Origin of the sequence: Treponema primitia ZAS-2 (assembly GCF_000214375.1) — a bacterium.
Classification (GTDB): Bacteria; Spirochaetota; Spirochaetia; order Treponematales; family Breznakiellaceae; genus Termitinema; species Termitinema primitia.
The window spans coordinates 2,116,956-2,132,346 of sequence record NC_015578.1 but is presented as its reverse complement, the minus strand read 5'-3'; the positions used below and the strand labels follow the sequence as shown (position 1 = coordinate 2,132,346).

General features: G+C 52.8%; 18 protein-coding genes. 1 reads left to right on the top strand and 17 read right to left on the bottom strand.

Annotated elements, in window-relative coordinates; translation table 11 throughout:
- Positions 1 to 225: 225 nt before the first annotated feature.
- On the top strand, positions 226 to 1,464 hold the full coding sequence (locus TREPR_RS09470) for a tyrosine-type recombinase/integrase (RefSeq protein WP_015708087.1): 1,239 nt from the start codon (positions 226 to 228) through the stop codon (positions 1,462 to 1,464).
- Between the two features lie 124 nt (positions 1,465 to 1,588).
- On the opposite strand, the gene TREPR_RS09465 is transcribed toward TREPR_RS09470, so the two are convergent.
- The 17 genes from TREPR_RS09465 to TREPR_RS18965 form a co-directional block, all read right to left on the bottom strand.
- Positions 1,589 to 2,890: a phage major capsid protein gene (locus TREPR_RS09465; RefSeq protein ID WP_015708086.1), complete on the bottom strand. Its 1,302-nt coding sequence runs from the start codon at positions 2,888 to 2,890 to the stop codon at positions 1,589 to 1,591.
- 68 nt (positions 2,891 to 2,958) lie between these two features.
- Complete coding sequence (locus tag TREPR_RS09460; RefSeq protein WP_015708085.1) at positions 2,959 to 3,627, bottom strand: HK97 family phage prohead protease; 669 nt, start codon at positions 3,625 to 3,627, stop codon at positions 2,959 to 2,961.
- The gene (locus TREPR_RS17875; RefSeq protein ID WP_015708084.1) at positions 3,621 to 4,322 is read right to left on the bottom strand and encodes a response regulator transcription factor; all 702 of its coding nucleotides are present in this window, start codon (positions 4,320 to 4,322) and stop codon (positions 3,621 to 3,623) included. The genes TREPR_RS09460 and TREPR_RS17875 overlap by 7 nt, the downstream gene beginning before the upstream one ends.
- A gap of 3 nt (positions 4,323 to 4,325) precedes the next feature.
- Positions 4,326 to 5,483, bottom strand: coding sequence for a phage portal protein (locus tag TREPR_RS09450; protein ID WP_245534715.1), 1,158 nt, complete (start codon positions 5,481 to 5,483; stop codon positions 4,326 to 4,328).
- A gap of 68 nt (positions 5,484 to 5,551) precedes the next feature.
- Positions 5,552 to 6,772 carry a phage terminase large subunit gene (locus TREPR_RS09445; RefSeq protein WP_015708082.1) on the bottom strand — a complete coding sequence of 407 codons (1,221 nt, stop codon included), beginning with the start codon at positions 6,770 to 6,772 and terminating at the stop codon, positions 5,552 to 5,554.
- A 14-nt stretch (positions 6,773 to 6,786) separates the two neighbouring features.
- A complete protein-coding gene (locus TREPR_RS09440; RefSeq protein ID WP_015708081.1) occupies positions 6,787 to 7,329 on the bottom strand; it encodes a hypothetical protein in 543 nt (180 codons plus the stop codon).
- Entirely contained in the window at positions 7,329 to 7,601 is a 273-nt protein-coding gene (locus TREPR_RS09435) for a helix-turn-helix domain-containing protein (protein ID WP_015708080.1), read from the bottom strand. Before TREPR_RS09435 ends, TREPR_RS09440 begins: the two co-directional genes overlap by 1 nt.
- A gap of 88 nt (positions 7,602 to 7,689) precedes the next feature.
- Entirely contained in the window at positions 7,690 to 7,950 is a 261-nt protein-coding gene (locus TREPR_RS09430; RefSeq protein ID WP_041611116.1) for a hypothetical protein, read from the bottom strand.
- 30 nt (positions 7,951 to 7,980) lie between these two features.
- A complete protein-coding gene (locus tag TREPR_RS09425; protein WP_169313416.1) occupies positions 7,981 to 8,391 on the bottom strand; it encodes a hypothetical protein in 411 nt (136 codons plus the stop codon).
- The gene (locus TREPR_RS18620) at positions 8,388 to 8,543 is read right to left on the bottom strand and encodes a hypothetical protein (protein WP_169313415.1); all 156 of its coding nucleotides are present in this window, start codon (positions 8,541 to 8,543) and stop codon (positions 8,388 to 8,390) included. Before TREPR_RS18620 ends, TREPR_RS09425 begins: the two co-directional genes overlap by 4 nt.
- A gap of 1,419 nt (positions 8,544 to 9,962) precedes the next feature.
- On the bottom strand, positions 9,963 to 11,351 hold the full coding sequence (locus TREPR_RS09415) for a DNA primase family protein (RefSeq protein WP_015708075.1): 1,389 nt from the start codon (positions 11,349 to 11,351) through the stop codon (positions 9,963 to 9,965).
- Positions 11,336 to 11,710 (bottom strand): hypothetical protein, encoded by a 375-nt coding sequence (locus TREPR_RS09410; protein ID WP_245534714.1) that lies wholly within the window; start codon positions 11,708 to 11,710, stop codon positions 11,336 to 11,338. The genes TREPR_RS09415 and TREPR_RS09410 overlap by 16 nt, the downstream gene beginning before the upstream one ends.
- Complete coding sequence (locus TREPR_RS09405) at positions 11,692 to 11,982, bottom strand: hypothetical protein (protein WP_015708073.1); 291 nt, start codon at positions 11,980 to 11,982, stop codon at positions 11,692 to 11,694. Before TREPR_RS09405 ends, TREPR_RS09410 begins: the two co-directional genes overlap by 19 nt.
- Positions 11,983 to 11,992: 10 nt before the next feature.
- Positions 11,993 to 13,954 carry a hypothetical protein gene (locus TREPR_RS09400; protein WP_015708072.1) on the bottom strand — a complete coding sequence of 654 codons (1,962 nt, stop codon included), beginning with the start codon at positions 13,952 to 13,954 and terminating at the stop codon, positions 11,993 to 11,995.
- 107 nt (positions 13,955 to 14,061) lie between these two features.
- On the bottom strand, positions 14,062 to 14,613 hold the full coding sequence (locus tag TREPR_RS09395; RefSeq protein ID WP_041611113.1) for a hypothetical protein: 552 nt from the start codon (positions 14,611 to 14,613) through the stop codon (positions 14,062 to 14,064).
- A complete protein-coding gene (locus tag TREPR_RS09390; RefSeq protein WP_015708070.1) occupies positions 14,610 to 14,915 on the bottom strand; it encodes a hypothetical protein in 306 nt (101 codons plus the stop codon). Before TREPR_RS09390 ends, TREPR_RS09395 begins: the two co-directional genes overlap by 4 nt.
- Positions 14,872 to 15,159: a hypothetical protein gene (locus tag TREPR_RS18965; RefSeq protein WP_015708069.1), complete on the bottom strand. Its 288-nt coding sequence runs from the start codon at positions 15,157 to 15,159 to the stop codon at positions 14,872 to 14,874. The genes TREPR_RS09390 and TREPR_RS18965 overlap by 44 nt, the downstream gene beginning before the upstream one ends.
- Positions 15,160 to 15,391: the final 232 nt, after the last annotated feature.

The following is a 15,391-nucleotide window of genomic DNA, read 5'->3' as shown; positions in this document are numbered from 1 at the left end:
ATCTATTTGCTAGGGCCTTTGCTCTATACCACGGTCTTGAAAAACCGTGCTATTCCTTACCCTGTAAAGAATTAGCGTTGCTAATTCTAAGGGCCTACAAATCTGCAAAAGGGCTTGTTAGCACTTGTGTTAGCAGAGCCCGAAAGAGGTTTTTATGGGAAAGAATAGCGGTTTTATGAAAAAGGCAGGGCGGACACTGTCCCCGGCACAGGGCAAGGGGGCACTATGAGAATCAAGAATGATTACACCATATTCCCCCGGAAAATGCCTTCCGGAAAAGTAGTGTACTACTACCAGACCTACGACGAGAAAGGCCGGAGGACGGTTCCCCATTCTACCGGAAAATCCCTGCGCACCGAGGCGTGGAAGGAATGCAACCGGCTTTTGAAACTGGGGTATCTGGTTCCTTCAAAGCGGATTCCTATTTTTCGGCAGTATGCGGAGGGGTGGTTTAACCGCGAAACCTGCGCGTACACAAAATGGCGGGAATTGCATGATCCCCTTACTGATGGGACTATTGATACTTCTGCAGGGCACTTGAGAGGACATATTCTGTCCTACTTCGGAGATATGCGGCTGGATACCATTACCGAAATAGATATTGAAAACTGGATGCTTGAGTTAGCTGACAAGGAATACAAGCATACCTATATCAATAACCATTATTACACCCTACGGGTTATGCTGAGCGAAGCAGTACGCCGGAAGATCCTGCACGAGAATGTTGCAATGAAGGTTGAGCAACTAAAAGAGAATTGCCGGAGCATAGAAATTTTGACTATCCCGGAAGTACGGAAGCTGTTTCCGGCACGATGGAATTTAATATGGGATTCCTATTACTTATATCTCTTGAATAAAGTAGCGGCCTTCACCGGGATGCGTGCCGGGGAGCTTTTAGGACTGCGGGGCGATTGTGTATTCCCAGAGTATATTCGTGTAGAATGGCAATATACCGCTAAAAAAAAGCTGACGGGAACAAAAACCAAAAAGTCCCGTAATGTACCGATTACAGGCTTAATTTATGAGGACCTCTATGACCTTATCAAGAAAAATGGCACAGCCTTTCTGTTTTCAGAGGATGGCGGGGAAACACCGCTTTCCCGGTCTACGCTTCGTTCCGGCTATATAAATGCCCTTAAGAAGATTGGGATAGACGACACTGAACGGCAGCGCCGGGGCTTGAGCCCCCATAGCTGGCGGCACTTCCTGAATACCAAGCTGGTGATGGAAAATATTTCTGATCGGAAGGTACTGGAAGTAACCGGGCAAGTTTCAATTGATGTCAATAAACGGTATACCCACCTGAAGAGCGAAGAATTCAAAGATGTGGTAGCCGCCCAGCAGAGTATCCTTATAACCCGGAAGAAAAGGGAAACAAAGAAAGCAGTAAAAAAAACCGGAAAGCCCAAGGCTGCGCCGACAGCTAAACCGAGTAGGAAAGCTGCGGCAAGAAAGCAAGCATAGTATAAAAAGGTAATTTGATTGCGCCGCTCTGGTTTATAGCCGGGGCGGCTTTTTTCCAAACGAATTTTCCCGCACAGCAGAAACAAAAAGCCCCCGGACAAAACCGGGGGCTTTTCCAAGTTTCTTACGCTTTAGTTTTCAGAACAACTATATTCCCTTGCGGCCTGGTTACTAAAAATCCATCCCGCTTGCGGAACCGCAGGAACAGTTCTCCGTTCTCCATTGATTCTGTGGTCCCGTCAAACTTCTTTATCTCAATACCCTTTCGGTTGCCGTGTTTGATCCGTTTCGGGTTCATGAATATCGCAAACGCCGTGTCGTTTTCGACCGCCCCGATCTGCGGCATGATGGAAACCTCATGATACGGGTACAAGTCCAGTTTCCCCGGCATAGCCTCAGTTGGCCGCCGCCAAATCGGGTTCCCGTTAGCATCCTCGATATTGGCAATATGGTTCAACACAGTCTCATGGAGGAACCACGCACAATCCTTGCGCTCTTCCTCAGGAACCCTATACACCGCATCCCGAAAGTCCTTCCAGGTCAAGGCATTGATATCCGCCCCGGCAATCTCAATCTCCTCTGTCCCATCCTTCGCCAGCGCCCCGGTAAAGGGATCATCATCGGCAAGCAGGCATTGACGGTCAAATTCTTGCCCATACGCTTCGCAGAATTCGTCTATGAACATGGCGCCCAGGTCAGTAAACACATCCTCCTCGAATTCGTCAAACCACGGGATAAACCCGGCAAGGGTGTAGGCTTTAAGCTCAACGCGCTGCGACCCCTGGGGCTTGCTCCCGGTAATCTGTTGCCCGTAAGCCGTCAGCCAGTGAAGCTGCACCCCGCCCCGGTCCCGTGTAGGCAAAAATATTGACGGTCCCATCATTGAGCGATTATGAACCAATTTCATCATCTTCGATTTTTTTGCAGCATCCTGCATAATCTCGTTTTCATAAATTGGGTTGATGAGGTATTGGTCATTCGTAGCCAGATTGCCCATCGGTTCCCCCAGCGCCGCCCGGTCAACCTTCCATCCCTTTTCGCCCCAGGACACGTCACGGGGATTCGTCCAGTTATCCGTTTTCAAGTTCGGCGTAAAACTTAATTCCGCCAAGGCCCCATGGTTCCCCGTCCAGGCCGCCGCCAGGGCTTTGCCCAATCGGTACTGCAATTCCTTCCGGGACAATTCACGGGGATTTGCCGCCTGCCCCTTGAGTTCCCCCCGCAGCGACTTGACCGTGCTTTTCAACGCTTCTGTTTCCTGCGCCTGTCCCACGGCAACCGCTTCCAGGGCTTTTACAATATCCTCAAGCAGCTCCTCTTTTTCCCGGAAATAGTCCGCCGCCTTCTCCTGGTCCCGGAATCCTGCAGCCTCAATTTTCTGCATATCCGCCAGCTTTTTTTTAATCGCCTTAATCAGTTCATCCATACCACACTCCCAAAAAATAGTATTACTGCCATAATGAGCAATCCAACTGACAGCCGGACGCCCCCTGGTTACCCCTGAATAAGCCCAGCCCAGAATTGCCGGGATGCCTGCAAGTCAAGCGACACCGGCCCAGGTTCCGCCGGGGCTGCCTTAGTAAGCACAGGATTTGCCAGGGCAAAGGGATTCGCCGGAACATTGCACACCGAAAATTCCAATAGCTCCTGCTTACGGAAAATCAGCGCCGTCCCGTCCTCACCATCCTTCTTTGAAGGAATCTCAACTTCCAGTACCCGAAACCCTACTGAACCTGCCCGGATAACCCCATTCTTGACCCGCTCCCCGATAGCCCAGCCAAAGGGATCATAGTCCTTGCCATTAAAGATGATAGACCCGTGCAAGCCCTTGTCATCGGCGTACAGCCCGTCAGCCTTCCCAATCGCCGGAATCGAGTAGCAATGCGCCCATTCAATGACCGGGTTTTGCACGTACCGCTTAAAGTCCCATCCAGCCGGGTCAATACGCTCGTCAAAACGGTCAAGGTCGAAAGTGCTGAATGTCCAGGGGATACCATTGCTGTTTTCAGAATCAAGCGCCAGGCAAAACGGCACAGCAGCGATCAATTCCAGGTCACCTGCAAGCTTCTGAACCCCAGCCGCTTCCTTTTTCACCCCAAGAAAATCCAGCAGCACTGATGATGTATCAGCCCTGAATTCCCCGCCCTTAGTCCGTATCAACATACTCCCGCCCTCCTAACTCCTCCCTCTTTGAACGAATGGCGATCTTCGCCAACCAATTCGTCATATTGCAAAATCCCTTCCCGCAGCCCGAACTTCACCATATCCATCAGACTGTGCCCCTCGCACTTCCGCAGGATATTGTCCCGGTGGTTCCGCACCGTTCTGACCGATATACCCAGAACCTTTGCAATCTCCCCGTTACTTTTATTGTCCGCCGCAAGCTGCAGCACCTCCCCTTCACGCATAGTCAGTGACCGGGTATTGAGCTGCGCCCGGTTCTCTGCGTGTTCAACCGCCTCTGCCGCGCCGTCAGGGTAGCAGGATTCGCCTTTCAGTATTTTCCGCATCCCCGCCGCAATAGCCTCAGGATCATCCCGGATACTCAAGAAACTAGCCGCTCCCCAGTACATGAATTTCGCAACCTCATACGCCGCATACTCCTGAATAGTAAACACGCTGATCAGCAAATCCGGGTCCCGCTCCATCAGCCGATGCACCAGGGCATTGGTGACCCGGCCCTCAAAGCAGTTTTCGATAAACATAAACCGGGGCCGGTATACCCGCAGCAGGTAGTTCAGTTCCGTTTTGCTCCCTGTAATGCTGATAGCATCCCTGTCCACGCCCCCAATATGGGACATCAACATATGCGCAACGGTCCGGGAATCGGACACAATAACAATGCTTGGCTGTTTCATAACTTAACTCCTTGTGCTATCCTTGTAGGGAACCAGGCCTTTTGGCATGTACCAGATATCGCCCCAGGGCTTTGTATCCTTGCCACGCTCACGCAGCACATCATTGATCGTTTTAAGCCCCGCATTGATCTCCGCAATATCCCTGTTGCTTTGCGCATCTTCGCTTTCCTGCAATTCCGGGATATCGGATAGGTCAAAAACACCCGTTTCCCGGAAACCCAGCCGTAAAAAAAACTGGGTTTCCAGAATGTCTTCAAAATTTTTCAGCAGCGGAATTATCGTGAACTTCCAAAGTGCGGCGTGTTGTTCCATGGTATCCTTGCCGGACAGGCTTGCGGTTTTATCGTTAATGTTCGCCACCCTGGGAGGAATGCCGTATTTCGCCAGTATCGCATGCAAATTCCACCGTTTAAGGTCAAAGAGTCGAACCGTATCCGGAGTAAAGCTTAGCGGTTTAAACTCAGTCCCTTTTCCCAACACGGCAACCTTCCGGTAACCCCGGTCAGCGCCGTATTTCTGTTCCCACCTCCTTTCCAAAGCATCCGCCTCCTCAGGGCGGATAGTCTGTTCAGTTTTCAGAACGCCGAGAGGAACGGCGTTGTTCTTTAACAAACGCGAATTGGCCTTATTCGCGTAGAAATCCTGTTCCAATTCCAGGGACAGGGAGATAAGCGGATTAACCCCCCGCAGGGGATTCCACGGATTCCAGTCCCGGAAGTGAATAAGCTCATCCTGAAAAATGGGGATTAGCTCTGCATCGCCCTGATAAAACCAGCGCTGCCGCCCTGAACAAAAAGACTGCCCGGCATACCCGTCCATGCCTTCATTCCGCATACGCCGGGGGTCCAGGATATAGATATGCTGTGGCACGCCACCAGCATATTCAGCCCCGAACCACCAGAACGCCTCCCCCTCCAAAAGCCACCATGCGGCGGTTTCTTTCCAGAGCTCAAACCGGCTCAAGCCTTCATTCGGCCTTCTGAACAGTTCAAACAATGGCCCGCCCGTTACTTCGTCCCCTCCCCGCAGCACCATAAAATCTGCGCGGGCAATATTGCGAATCAAAATCTGTACCGCAATATGCACCCAGGCATTGCAGGAGTACCCATCCGGTTCGCCGGGTGTTTCCAATAAATTACTAAAATCATCATAAATAGACAAATTCGCTTCCGTGCTTTTCTTCCTTACAGTAGCTATCCTTATTCCGGAAATAAATTTTCTTAGAAGGCTCATTGGGCAATAACCCCCTGCTGGGCATCACTGAACACCGCATAGCGCAGCGCATCCATGTAATGATCGTTCACTTTTACTATTTCCCCCGCCTCATCCCGGCAGTAATCCCATACCTCTGACAGTGTGCCAATACAGCTATTGGCAATAAAAAACTGCCCCCGTTCTATCTTTGCATTGATAAAGTCAATGCCGCTCTCAACACTGTTATTTGCCTTGGTTCCATTCGTAATTTCCTGTATCCGCTCGCCCCCCGCCGGGTCGCAGTACACCGGAAAGTCCACATCATCCCCATTCCACTGAAACAAGCCACGGGCCAGCAATTCCGTGTTGAATGATTTTGTAGTCATGTTATAGGCGCCGTAATCGGAAAGCACATAAATAATATCGTTACAGATTCCTATCTTTACATTCGTAATATTCAAGCCAAAATCCTGCCCTGCACAAATCCGGTCAAAGTTTTCCGGCAAATCTTCCGGGGAAAGAATCATGGTTTCGTCAAACTTCTCATAGATAACCCCTTCGGCCTTCACCCAGGCGCCATCGCGGAACCGTGCCCGCTGCTTATCCGGCAGCGCGTCAAGAATATCGGCGATATAATCCTCAGCCAGGTTTTCCTTATTGTCCGCCGGGTTCAATAGCATTGAAGCGTACAACTCCGGTTTTACAAGCGGTTCCCCACACAGAAATTGCTGCTTGCGGATAAAAATCTTATACGCCCAGTGTAGAGGCGAACCAGGATTGCAGTCGTACAAGAACAGGTTCCGGCAGCCGGGAACCCGCATAGCAAGGCGTGAATAGGCCGTAGTAACCGCCGCATAGGAAAGCTGTGAAATCTCGTTAAAATAAATCGTGTTGTACTCATGGCCGAGAATCTTGTCAGCCTGTTCCCGGTCCCCCAGGCCGCCAATCCAAATCTCAGACCCGTTAGAAAGGGTAACCTTGCTTTCATGGGCCAGGTAACGAAATTCCCCTTTCGCAAGCGTTTTCCGCAACATCGGCAGCAAGGTTTCCTGCAATACCGATGACCGGGCATCCTTCGCCCTGAGGCGGCATATCAAATGCCGGGAGCCTTTATAGTGCCAGGCACGATACAGTATCGCCAGCACCAGTACCGTTGTTTTGCCGCTCCGGGAACCGCCAAACAGCAGAATATGTTTTGCCCCGCTTTTTAGCAGGTCAAGCGCTTTTTTCTGTGCCCCCGTCAGCGTATACCGCATATCCCTTCTGCTCCCTAAAGCCCTTCAAATTCATTGGCAAAGGGAAGCTCATCCTGTTTTGGTTCCATCCTGCTTTCCTTGCCGTTAGTTAGCCCCGCCATTTCCCGTTCCGTCCGTATTGCTGTTTCAACCCATGCAGTAACGGTACCTTGCGCCAAGTCCGCCGGGTCCATCAGGTCCAGCTTCTTGGAAACCACCTGCAACATTTTGTCCGTCACCTGCCGGTGAACCTCGCCCCGCGCCTCAATAAGCTTGCGAAGCTCCGCCTGTTTCAGCCTGTCCAGGTAGCGGTCATAGTCCGCCGCCCGTTCCCGCCACTTAAATTGCATGGACCATGCCCGCCAGGCCCGGTACCGCTTCCCCGCCAGAACCGGGTCCACCCCCTGCTTTTTGCAATAGCCATCCACCGCCTTCTTGATAGTCCGGCCCGGCCCGGAATCCCGGTACTCCCCAAACGCCGCAAACGCAGAAGAAGTTTCCCCCGGCAGCCGTTCCCAGCTTTCAAAGGGCAGCAATTCTGCCTTAGCTGCCTCGATGATTTTTTCAAAATCGGCCATCACTTCCCCCGTTTCCCCGCCACCGGGAACAGCTCGCCAGGGGCAGGCGCCGAGGAAGCGGCAGTAACGGTCCCGCTTGCGCCGCTTTGCGTAATTGATTCAAGCCCAAAGGAATTCGCTTTTATCCACAATTCGATTTCCTCAGAATCAAAAACCACTTTCGAGCCGAATTTTTTATACGGAATCCGGTTCAGCATCGTATATTTGCGGAGCGTAGAAACCGCAACCAGCGTTCTTTCCGCAACCTCGTTGATGTTCAGCATCTTTCCCATATCCGGCTCCTTTGCAGCGCAGAAACGCTCTCCTGCGTACACCGATAGTGTCCACCGATTTTTAAGCCGGAAACATAGGGCCACGGCCCTATAAACGAAAAGGCCCCGGTTCATTGGGAAGGGAAAGGTCACCAGAGCTGAAAACAAAAAAAGCCGCTCCGGCAATAAACCAGAGAGGCACAATCAAACTTACCGTAATTTTCTTCCCCGGCGTAGCCGCCTGGTACGCCTGGCCCCGCAGTCCGCCGCCTATAACCGTATACGATGAATCCGTAGGACAAAGCGCCACAAGCCGTTCCGGTCGCTCCGTAAACTCCGCTCCCTCCACGGCCCATGGCGCTTTACCCATTAACCAAGGGGGATAAAGGCGGGGACACCATCATTCAAACCGTAAGCCTTTGCACCCAACAGCAAAGCTGCCAATCCAGGCAGCCCCGCCTTCCCCCTTGAACCCCCATACCACCCCGGCCAGCCAATACCCCGTCAACACCCGCCGCCTGCCCTTGGCAAGCGGCGCATCAGCCGTACTTGCAGCTTGGCCCGAAGATTCGCCCTGTAAGCCGCAACCCCCATTATGAAGCCCCCGCCCGTAGCCTCCAAAGCCGGGGCATAATTCCCAGCGGCCCTCCATTGCCCCATACCGCCCAGCCCTCATGGGGACTAAACCGCATGGGGCAATTCCGGGCCGCCTAAAGCCTGCCTCAGCCAGCGGACCCTCCGGCGCTGCGCTTCTCCGGGCACCACCGGCCCCCGTCTTTTCCGCCTGGCCTTCGCATACCGGGGCCTTCACTCCCATCCCGCCACCGCCGCCCTTTTTTCCGCCCCGTCATCCCGCAGTAAAAACCACCACCGCCAACCGCCGCATACTCTCCCCGCATAGACCCCCCCGCAGTCGGCGGAAAAAACCCCGGCCCCCGCCCCCCCGCATACCGGGGCCGCCACCCCCAAACCGCCGCAGTTCGGCCTTCATCCCAACAGGCCTTTATTCCGTATCCCCCTGGCATCCGTGCCTACGGGGGCAGTTCCGGGGGTCCTAGTCCTCACGGACCCCCGGAACTGCCTGTACCGCATAAAGCCTTCATTCAGCGGCGCACACGCCGCCCTCACAACCCCAGTAAAAACCGTAGTTCCCCCAGCCCATTTCCTAACCTTATCCCGCCCAGTACAATCAGACAGAAAACAGAATCGGACCTACAGCAGAGCTATCAGGCGGCAGCCAGCAGAAACGCAGAGAGATTACCTATCGTTTAAGATTTCGTACTTCGGGGAGGGCCCTCTCGGCCCCTCCCACTCAGTACTCAGAAGTCGCATTTTTTTCGAGGGTACGCTCCGCCCCCCCCCACGCCCCCCCCCGCATATGGTAGCGTATGTGGGGGGGGGCTCCGCCCGGCTACGCCTGCCCCCTAAAAAAATGCTCCCCGCCGCTATGCGGCGGCTCTCAGTCGGCGCCATTATCGGTTATAGTTTTTGCACATTAAACGGGTAGGTTCAGCCATAAGAGAACCATTACCGTCACCATCATTCGCCAGTCCGCCACCCTACGGGAGACGCTTGAACCCACACCAAAAACCATCATCCCCAACAAGAGGCTCCGCCTACTTCCTCCGTAAGCCCAGCCCCCCTGCGGGCGGCTGGCCGATTCCCCCAACTCGCTTGCCGTTACCATTACTGGCAAAGACCGCCACCCTACGGGAGACGCTTGAACCCGCAGCAAACCATCATCCCCAAAAAGAGGCTCCGCCCACTTCCTCCGTATAACCCGGCAACCCCTGCGGGGATGCCGGGCCGAACCCCCAACAACCGCCCCCTTCGGGGGCGCCGCAAATCCCAATGACAGCATGACACCATTGACCCCAGTTTCCCATTCTTTTTTATAGAGCCCAAAAGTATACAGTCTCCTTTTTGTAATGACACAAGTGTCACAAGAAGAATTTATAGTAACTGAAGGAATCCCGGACTATTCCCCGGAACCGCCATCCATCAAATTTCAGTGACACATCAAACCCCCGCCATGTGTCACCCATCCGTCATCCGTCATTCTTTTTTTTCAGCCACGGGGGGCGCGTGCGTCCCCAAATTTTGCTCACTTAAATGTAACCCGGCAACAACTACTGACACGCCTACAAAAAAAGAGAACCGCCCCATAGTAGGGGCGGAACCATCGGAATTCGCTATACCACCAGAGGAATTTGTTTTTAAGGGGAAATCACCCACCCACTGCTGTCGCCATTAAACAAAAGGGGGGCGCGGGGGGAACCCTATTCGGCCTTAAACATAATACCCGCCCAGAAGAAGCACGCGAAACATTGAGCGTGTCCCCCCATAAAAATCTACAAGGCGTGGGGCACAATAAAGTCATTCCTATTCGGCCTTAAGCATAATGCCCCGCCAGAACCGGGCCTCCGCCGTCCGCCACTTCTCAAGCCCCAGCTCCTTCAAGCGCATAGCAAGAAACCGCTCTGCACAGGCATACTCGTTGTTATCCTCGCACCATTCCTGATACGCCTTGAACAGCTCCCTGGCCCGCACCGAAACCCCCGGCCCCTGGATGCACCGCTCCTTGATAAACGCCCCCAGCACATCCATCTCAGACCGGTACTCCTCGGTAGCGGAAGTAATAATCGCTGGGGCCGCAAGCCCCAGGGAAAGCCACCCCCTGGCCCCCTCAATCAGCCAGTTCAGAATCCCCGCCTTTTCTTCCAAAAGCCGCTGCTCCAAATGCTTGTCCTGCTTCTCAGGCGCAATAGTCGTAGTAAAGGGAATCAGCTTAATCCGCCGCCAAATCCCGTGGTCCGTCCCCCGGATCATAGGCTTGTGGTTACTCGCCATAAAAATCTTGAACGTTGGGATAAAGTCAAAATACTCCCCGTACAGAAACCGCGCCGTCATTGGGTCATTCCCCGTAAGCAGCTTAATCAGCGGCTCTGCCAGTCGCTGCCCCTGCTCAGCCTCGGAAGTCGTCACAAACCGCGCTCCCCGCAGCCGGGCAATGTCGTTGGAAATCTGGTCCGTTTTCTTTTTCATAAACGTATCAATCTGCGCCGCAATCGCATAATCCCCCAGAACCTTCATCAGCACATTGAGAAACGTCGATTTCCCGTTGGCCCCCGATCCAAACAGAATGAACATGGTCTGCTCCGAGGTATCCCCGGTCAGCGCCAACCCCGCCACCCGCTGGACATATTCAATCAAGTCCGGTTTATAATCCATGATTTCCCGGATAAACAGCTTCCATACCGGGCAGTCCGCAGCCCCGTCATAGTCCACCCTTGCCAGCTTGGTAATCATATCGTCCCGCCGGTGTTCCCGGAACTCACCCTTGCGGATATCAATAGTCCCGTTCCCGCAGTTAAACAGCCAGGGGTCCTTGTCCACATCATTACTGGTGATGTTCATTTCCTTCATCAGGGATGCCGATTCAATAAACGCTTTGCGCCGCCGTAAGGATTCGCTCTGCAAGGCATATTTCTCAATATCCATACGGTCCCGGTAGTCCGCAGTCTTAAGCATTTCGTCATAGATACTGTGAATAACCGCAATCCCCTTTTCGTGGATCAAGTACCCCTCGTCAATCTGCCAATGGTCCCCAGTCCATACTACCCATTTTTTCCATGCCGCATTATACCGGATATCCTGCCCATGCTCCCGCACCAGCCGCAGGGCATTACTGGTATCGGTAAACTGGATAGTCCCCTCTTTAAGCCCCTGCAGCCTAAAATAAACCGATTCATCCCCTATTGGCTCAGCCATAGGTCATACCCTCCCTGCCGCAGTATTTCTGCGTACATCCTGAAACGGTACGCCAGCAAATCAAAAGCAATCTCCGGCGTAGATTCAGGCAGCTCATCCATCATCCGCCCATACATCGAGTGCAGTAAAGTTAAAGAACCGGGCTTCCGCAAATACTCATGGTTCTTAAAAAACACCACTACCCGGTATTCGTCATCGGGCATATCCAGTTTTCGCGCCCGGTACCACGTAAGCAGGTCATCAGCCCACTCAATTTCATGGGCAGCATATTCCTCCAGCGCCATCCGCTGTTTCCGGACCAGATACTGATACTGTGCTTCCGGGTCTTTTGTGCGCAAAGCTATTTCCCTTCGTTCCACACAAAGACCCGCGCCGTTTCCCCGGCAGCAGTCCGCCCATCGGCAAAGGTGATGAACGCCCACAGAGACCACCACCCCGCCTTGTCTATTTCCCCCGCAAGGCACTCATGGTAAATAACCCCCCGCGCAACATCCCCAATCCCCGCCGTAAAACTCCCCGTAGTCCCGTCAGGTTTCCGGTACTTAATCACCGCCGAATCAATCCCCTCCAAATCCGTAAAAGTCTTGACCGTAATCCGCAGGGCCGACTGTCCTTTGTATATCCGTTGCATATAATCCCTCTTAATGAATTTTGCTCTCCAATACTAATTCCCGGCAAACCGCCGACTTCAAAACAAGCTCCTCATTGCTTTTCAGAAACCGCCGCAAAAGAAAATCCCGCACAAACCCTACCGTTACCAGCCTGATAAAAACCCCCAGGCTCCGCAGGGGCATACCCGAAACCTCCGCAGTGTCAAAAGCTTCCCGGTGATATTCCCCCTGACGAGCCGTCCCCGCACAGCTCCCCGCCGCCACATACAGCCCCCGGACATAGTCCCCCCAGTGCCCCGCTGCATCAGAAACCGCCGCCTTCCCGGACAAAACCCTCAATAGCAAAGCCGCCCGGCCCAGGTCATCGTTCCCCTTAACAGTCATCGGCATATTCCTGAAAAGCCCCCGTTTTGTATTTATATCCCCATCAGCAGCATTCCCGGTTTCAGTAATGCTGCGTTCATTGCCGACAAAACGGTTTTCCTCTGTTACCGTTTTAATGGTATCAGTAGCCTTCCGTAATAAACCCCGGCTTGCCCCAATCAGTTCCCCGACATTTATCTGCTGGGCCAGGTTCCGGCATATCCCTGCAATACGGCTTATCAGGTCCATCCCACGCACGGTTTCATTTTGTTTTCGTACATACGATGACCCATGCCCCAGGGCAGCAGTATTCCTCCCATTCATAGCCAGCGTCTTTTTATACGCCGCCGCCAGTTTTCGGGAATCGCCCAGCTTTACCCCCTGGGTCAGCGTCCGGGTATATGCCTGGGGAGGCAATTCCAGATACATACTGAATTTCATATCATACCGGCTGCCGGGGAGCATATTCTTCCCATCATCATCAGCAAATACATCTATAGTTCCACTCAGATCAAGCAGATGATATTCGCTTAAATATTGGGTGAGGGTTTTATTGCCATAATTCCAGTCTTTTGGTATACTGTTATTAAATACCCTAAATAACGGAACCCCATAATCAAATTGAAGCCCGATAGAGCGGCAGGAAAAGCCAAACCATACATCAGTTCCGGATGGTATTGAATTGACCGTAAAAGTAGCCTTATTCCATTTAGCCGGTTTTCCGGAATCAACCCGTATATCGGCAATCGTAAAATTCGTGCAAAGCAGATTTTTGGGCTTGTTAGTATATTCACTATACAAAAGAGGGGAAGCACAACATTCAATGCCATATTGCCCATTTCTCATCCAGTTATCAGTTTTATTCACATAGACATAGGTATTATAGGTCCCACTTATAGCAGCCGGGGTTGTATACCGGTTTAGAATGATGTCGTCATCATAAAAGGTTTTTTCATCATAATAGTAATCATACATGTCCGTAGCCGGGTCATTTGCCAAGTCCTGTAAATAATCCCAATAAAGCCATTCAGGCAGATATTCAAATTGGGAATACGCCCCAACCGTATTTGACCCCACCATCGGGTCCACCACCACCGGGTACGCCGCTTCCCCCAGCCACCCCTCAGGGATAGTGATAGCCATAAGCCCCTTATCTATCCACACATCCCCCCAGACATCCCGCCCCCGCGCGTCAATAATCTTGGGCCGGTGGATATGGCAAATCTTCCCGGTCCCCACATGGTAGGCCGGGGAGTTAATAACCATCTCCTTTTTATAAACCGCATAGCTCCCCCGCAGAATCTCCGGCCCGTAGGTATCAGGCTGCCTGAAAAAATCAAACTGCTCCCAGCCCTCAATAGCCAGATAGACCCGGTTACCCTCCGGTTCCCGGTTAAGAATAATATCATATTCAAAATGCGAACCATCCAGAATAGTAAAGCGGTGGCTTTCCCTATCCCCGGAATAGTGCAGCGTTCTCTTATCCCCCCGCAGGGAGTAGGAGCCGCCAACAGCCGGGCTAAACCGCAGGGCATCCCTGCCCCAGCGGTTCAACTCCCAGGAAGGGGCCTTCCGCCCCAGATGGACCATCAGCGGAAAATCTTTTTGCGATTGTAAAAATTGCGCCATAGCCTATTTCCTACCGCCATGGAAGGCGGTGTTAGTTTGCTTTAGGTGGAATTTTTGCATAGCAAAAACTCCGAACAGAAAAAACGGCATGGAGGCCGTTTTTTCTGTCACTGCCCTAAAATAGTAATTTCCCATTGTACTTGCAGAGTATCGCTGACCGTAACATTCACCACAGGCGTAATCTGTGCATACGCCAGACAATTAGAACCCCCAGCGTTGCCATTCAGCAAACACGCCTCATTTATCCCGTTCACGTTCAGAGAACCCGCAGCAAAACTGGCCCGGTACACCAAAGTAGTATCCCCGGTATTCCCCCAGGCCGCCTTCAACGCCGGATACCCGCTGTCCAGGGCTTTCATTGCCCCGGTAGGAGTATTGCACCGGACATTAGTTTTAACGCTATTCCCGGTCCAGCCCGTCCCAACCTGAATAAACCCGGCGGAACTGCTCACCTTCGTTTTTGTGGGTGTTACCAGCAGGGCATCGGCAATCAGCGCATCCCCCTCTCTCGTAACAATATTGTGGTGATGGTACAGCATAGGCCGTCCCGGCACACGAAAGAGCCTTCCAAACCAGGACGGCGCCCTCCGCTTGATATTCCCATCCCTGTCCAGAACCTGAACCGTAACCATCCCTTTAACCCTAATCCTGTCTTTCATAGACTTCCCCCAAATATCAAAATACTTCCGGCGCCTAAAGCAAGCCCGGAAAGAAAGCAAATCACCCCCGTAATAACCATCTTTTTCATACCCCCGTCTTTTTCATCCCGGTACTGCCCCTCCCATTTCCGAGCCTCAGCCAATGCCGCCGCAGCTTCCCGCCGTGCCGCCCCCTCCCGGTCCAGAGCCGCCAGGGATGCAGCCTTCGCCGCTTCTGCCGCCGCCCCTTCAATCGCTTCCTCCGCTACTTCGGACAGTTCAGCTACCAGTGCCGTCATCTCGGTATCGCTGTAGAATCTCATCCCGCCGCTCCCGGAATCGCTCAACATTACTGTCGGCGCTTCCCCGGACACCGGGAAGTTCAAGAAATTCATAAGGATCACGATTGCCGTAATCCTCCCGCAACTCCTGTGCCTCATGTTCAGCCTCCCATTGTTCGATAATCGCCCGGTCCCGTTCCCGGAGCCGAATCACCGCAAACACCATCCCCGCCGCCAGCAGAACCACCCCCGCCCCGACAGCCACCCCCCGCCAAAAATCCCCCATTCCTACTTCCTCCCTCCTCATTCCTAATTCCAGATCGTGCAATAACCTTAAGTCCCACAATCCCAAACAGCACCATTACCATAACCGCAAACCAAATCCAGTCCCGAATCAGTCCTTTTACTAAAAGCCAGGTTGCCAGATACAGGCAGAACGGCTTGAACCCCAGCATCTTGGAAGGCAGGGCAATAAGCCGCTTTCCCAGAATCACCAACAGTTCTTTTTCCGAATGTTC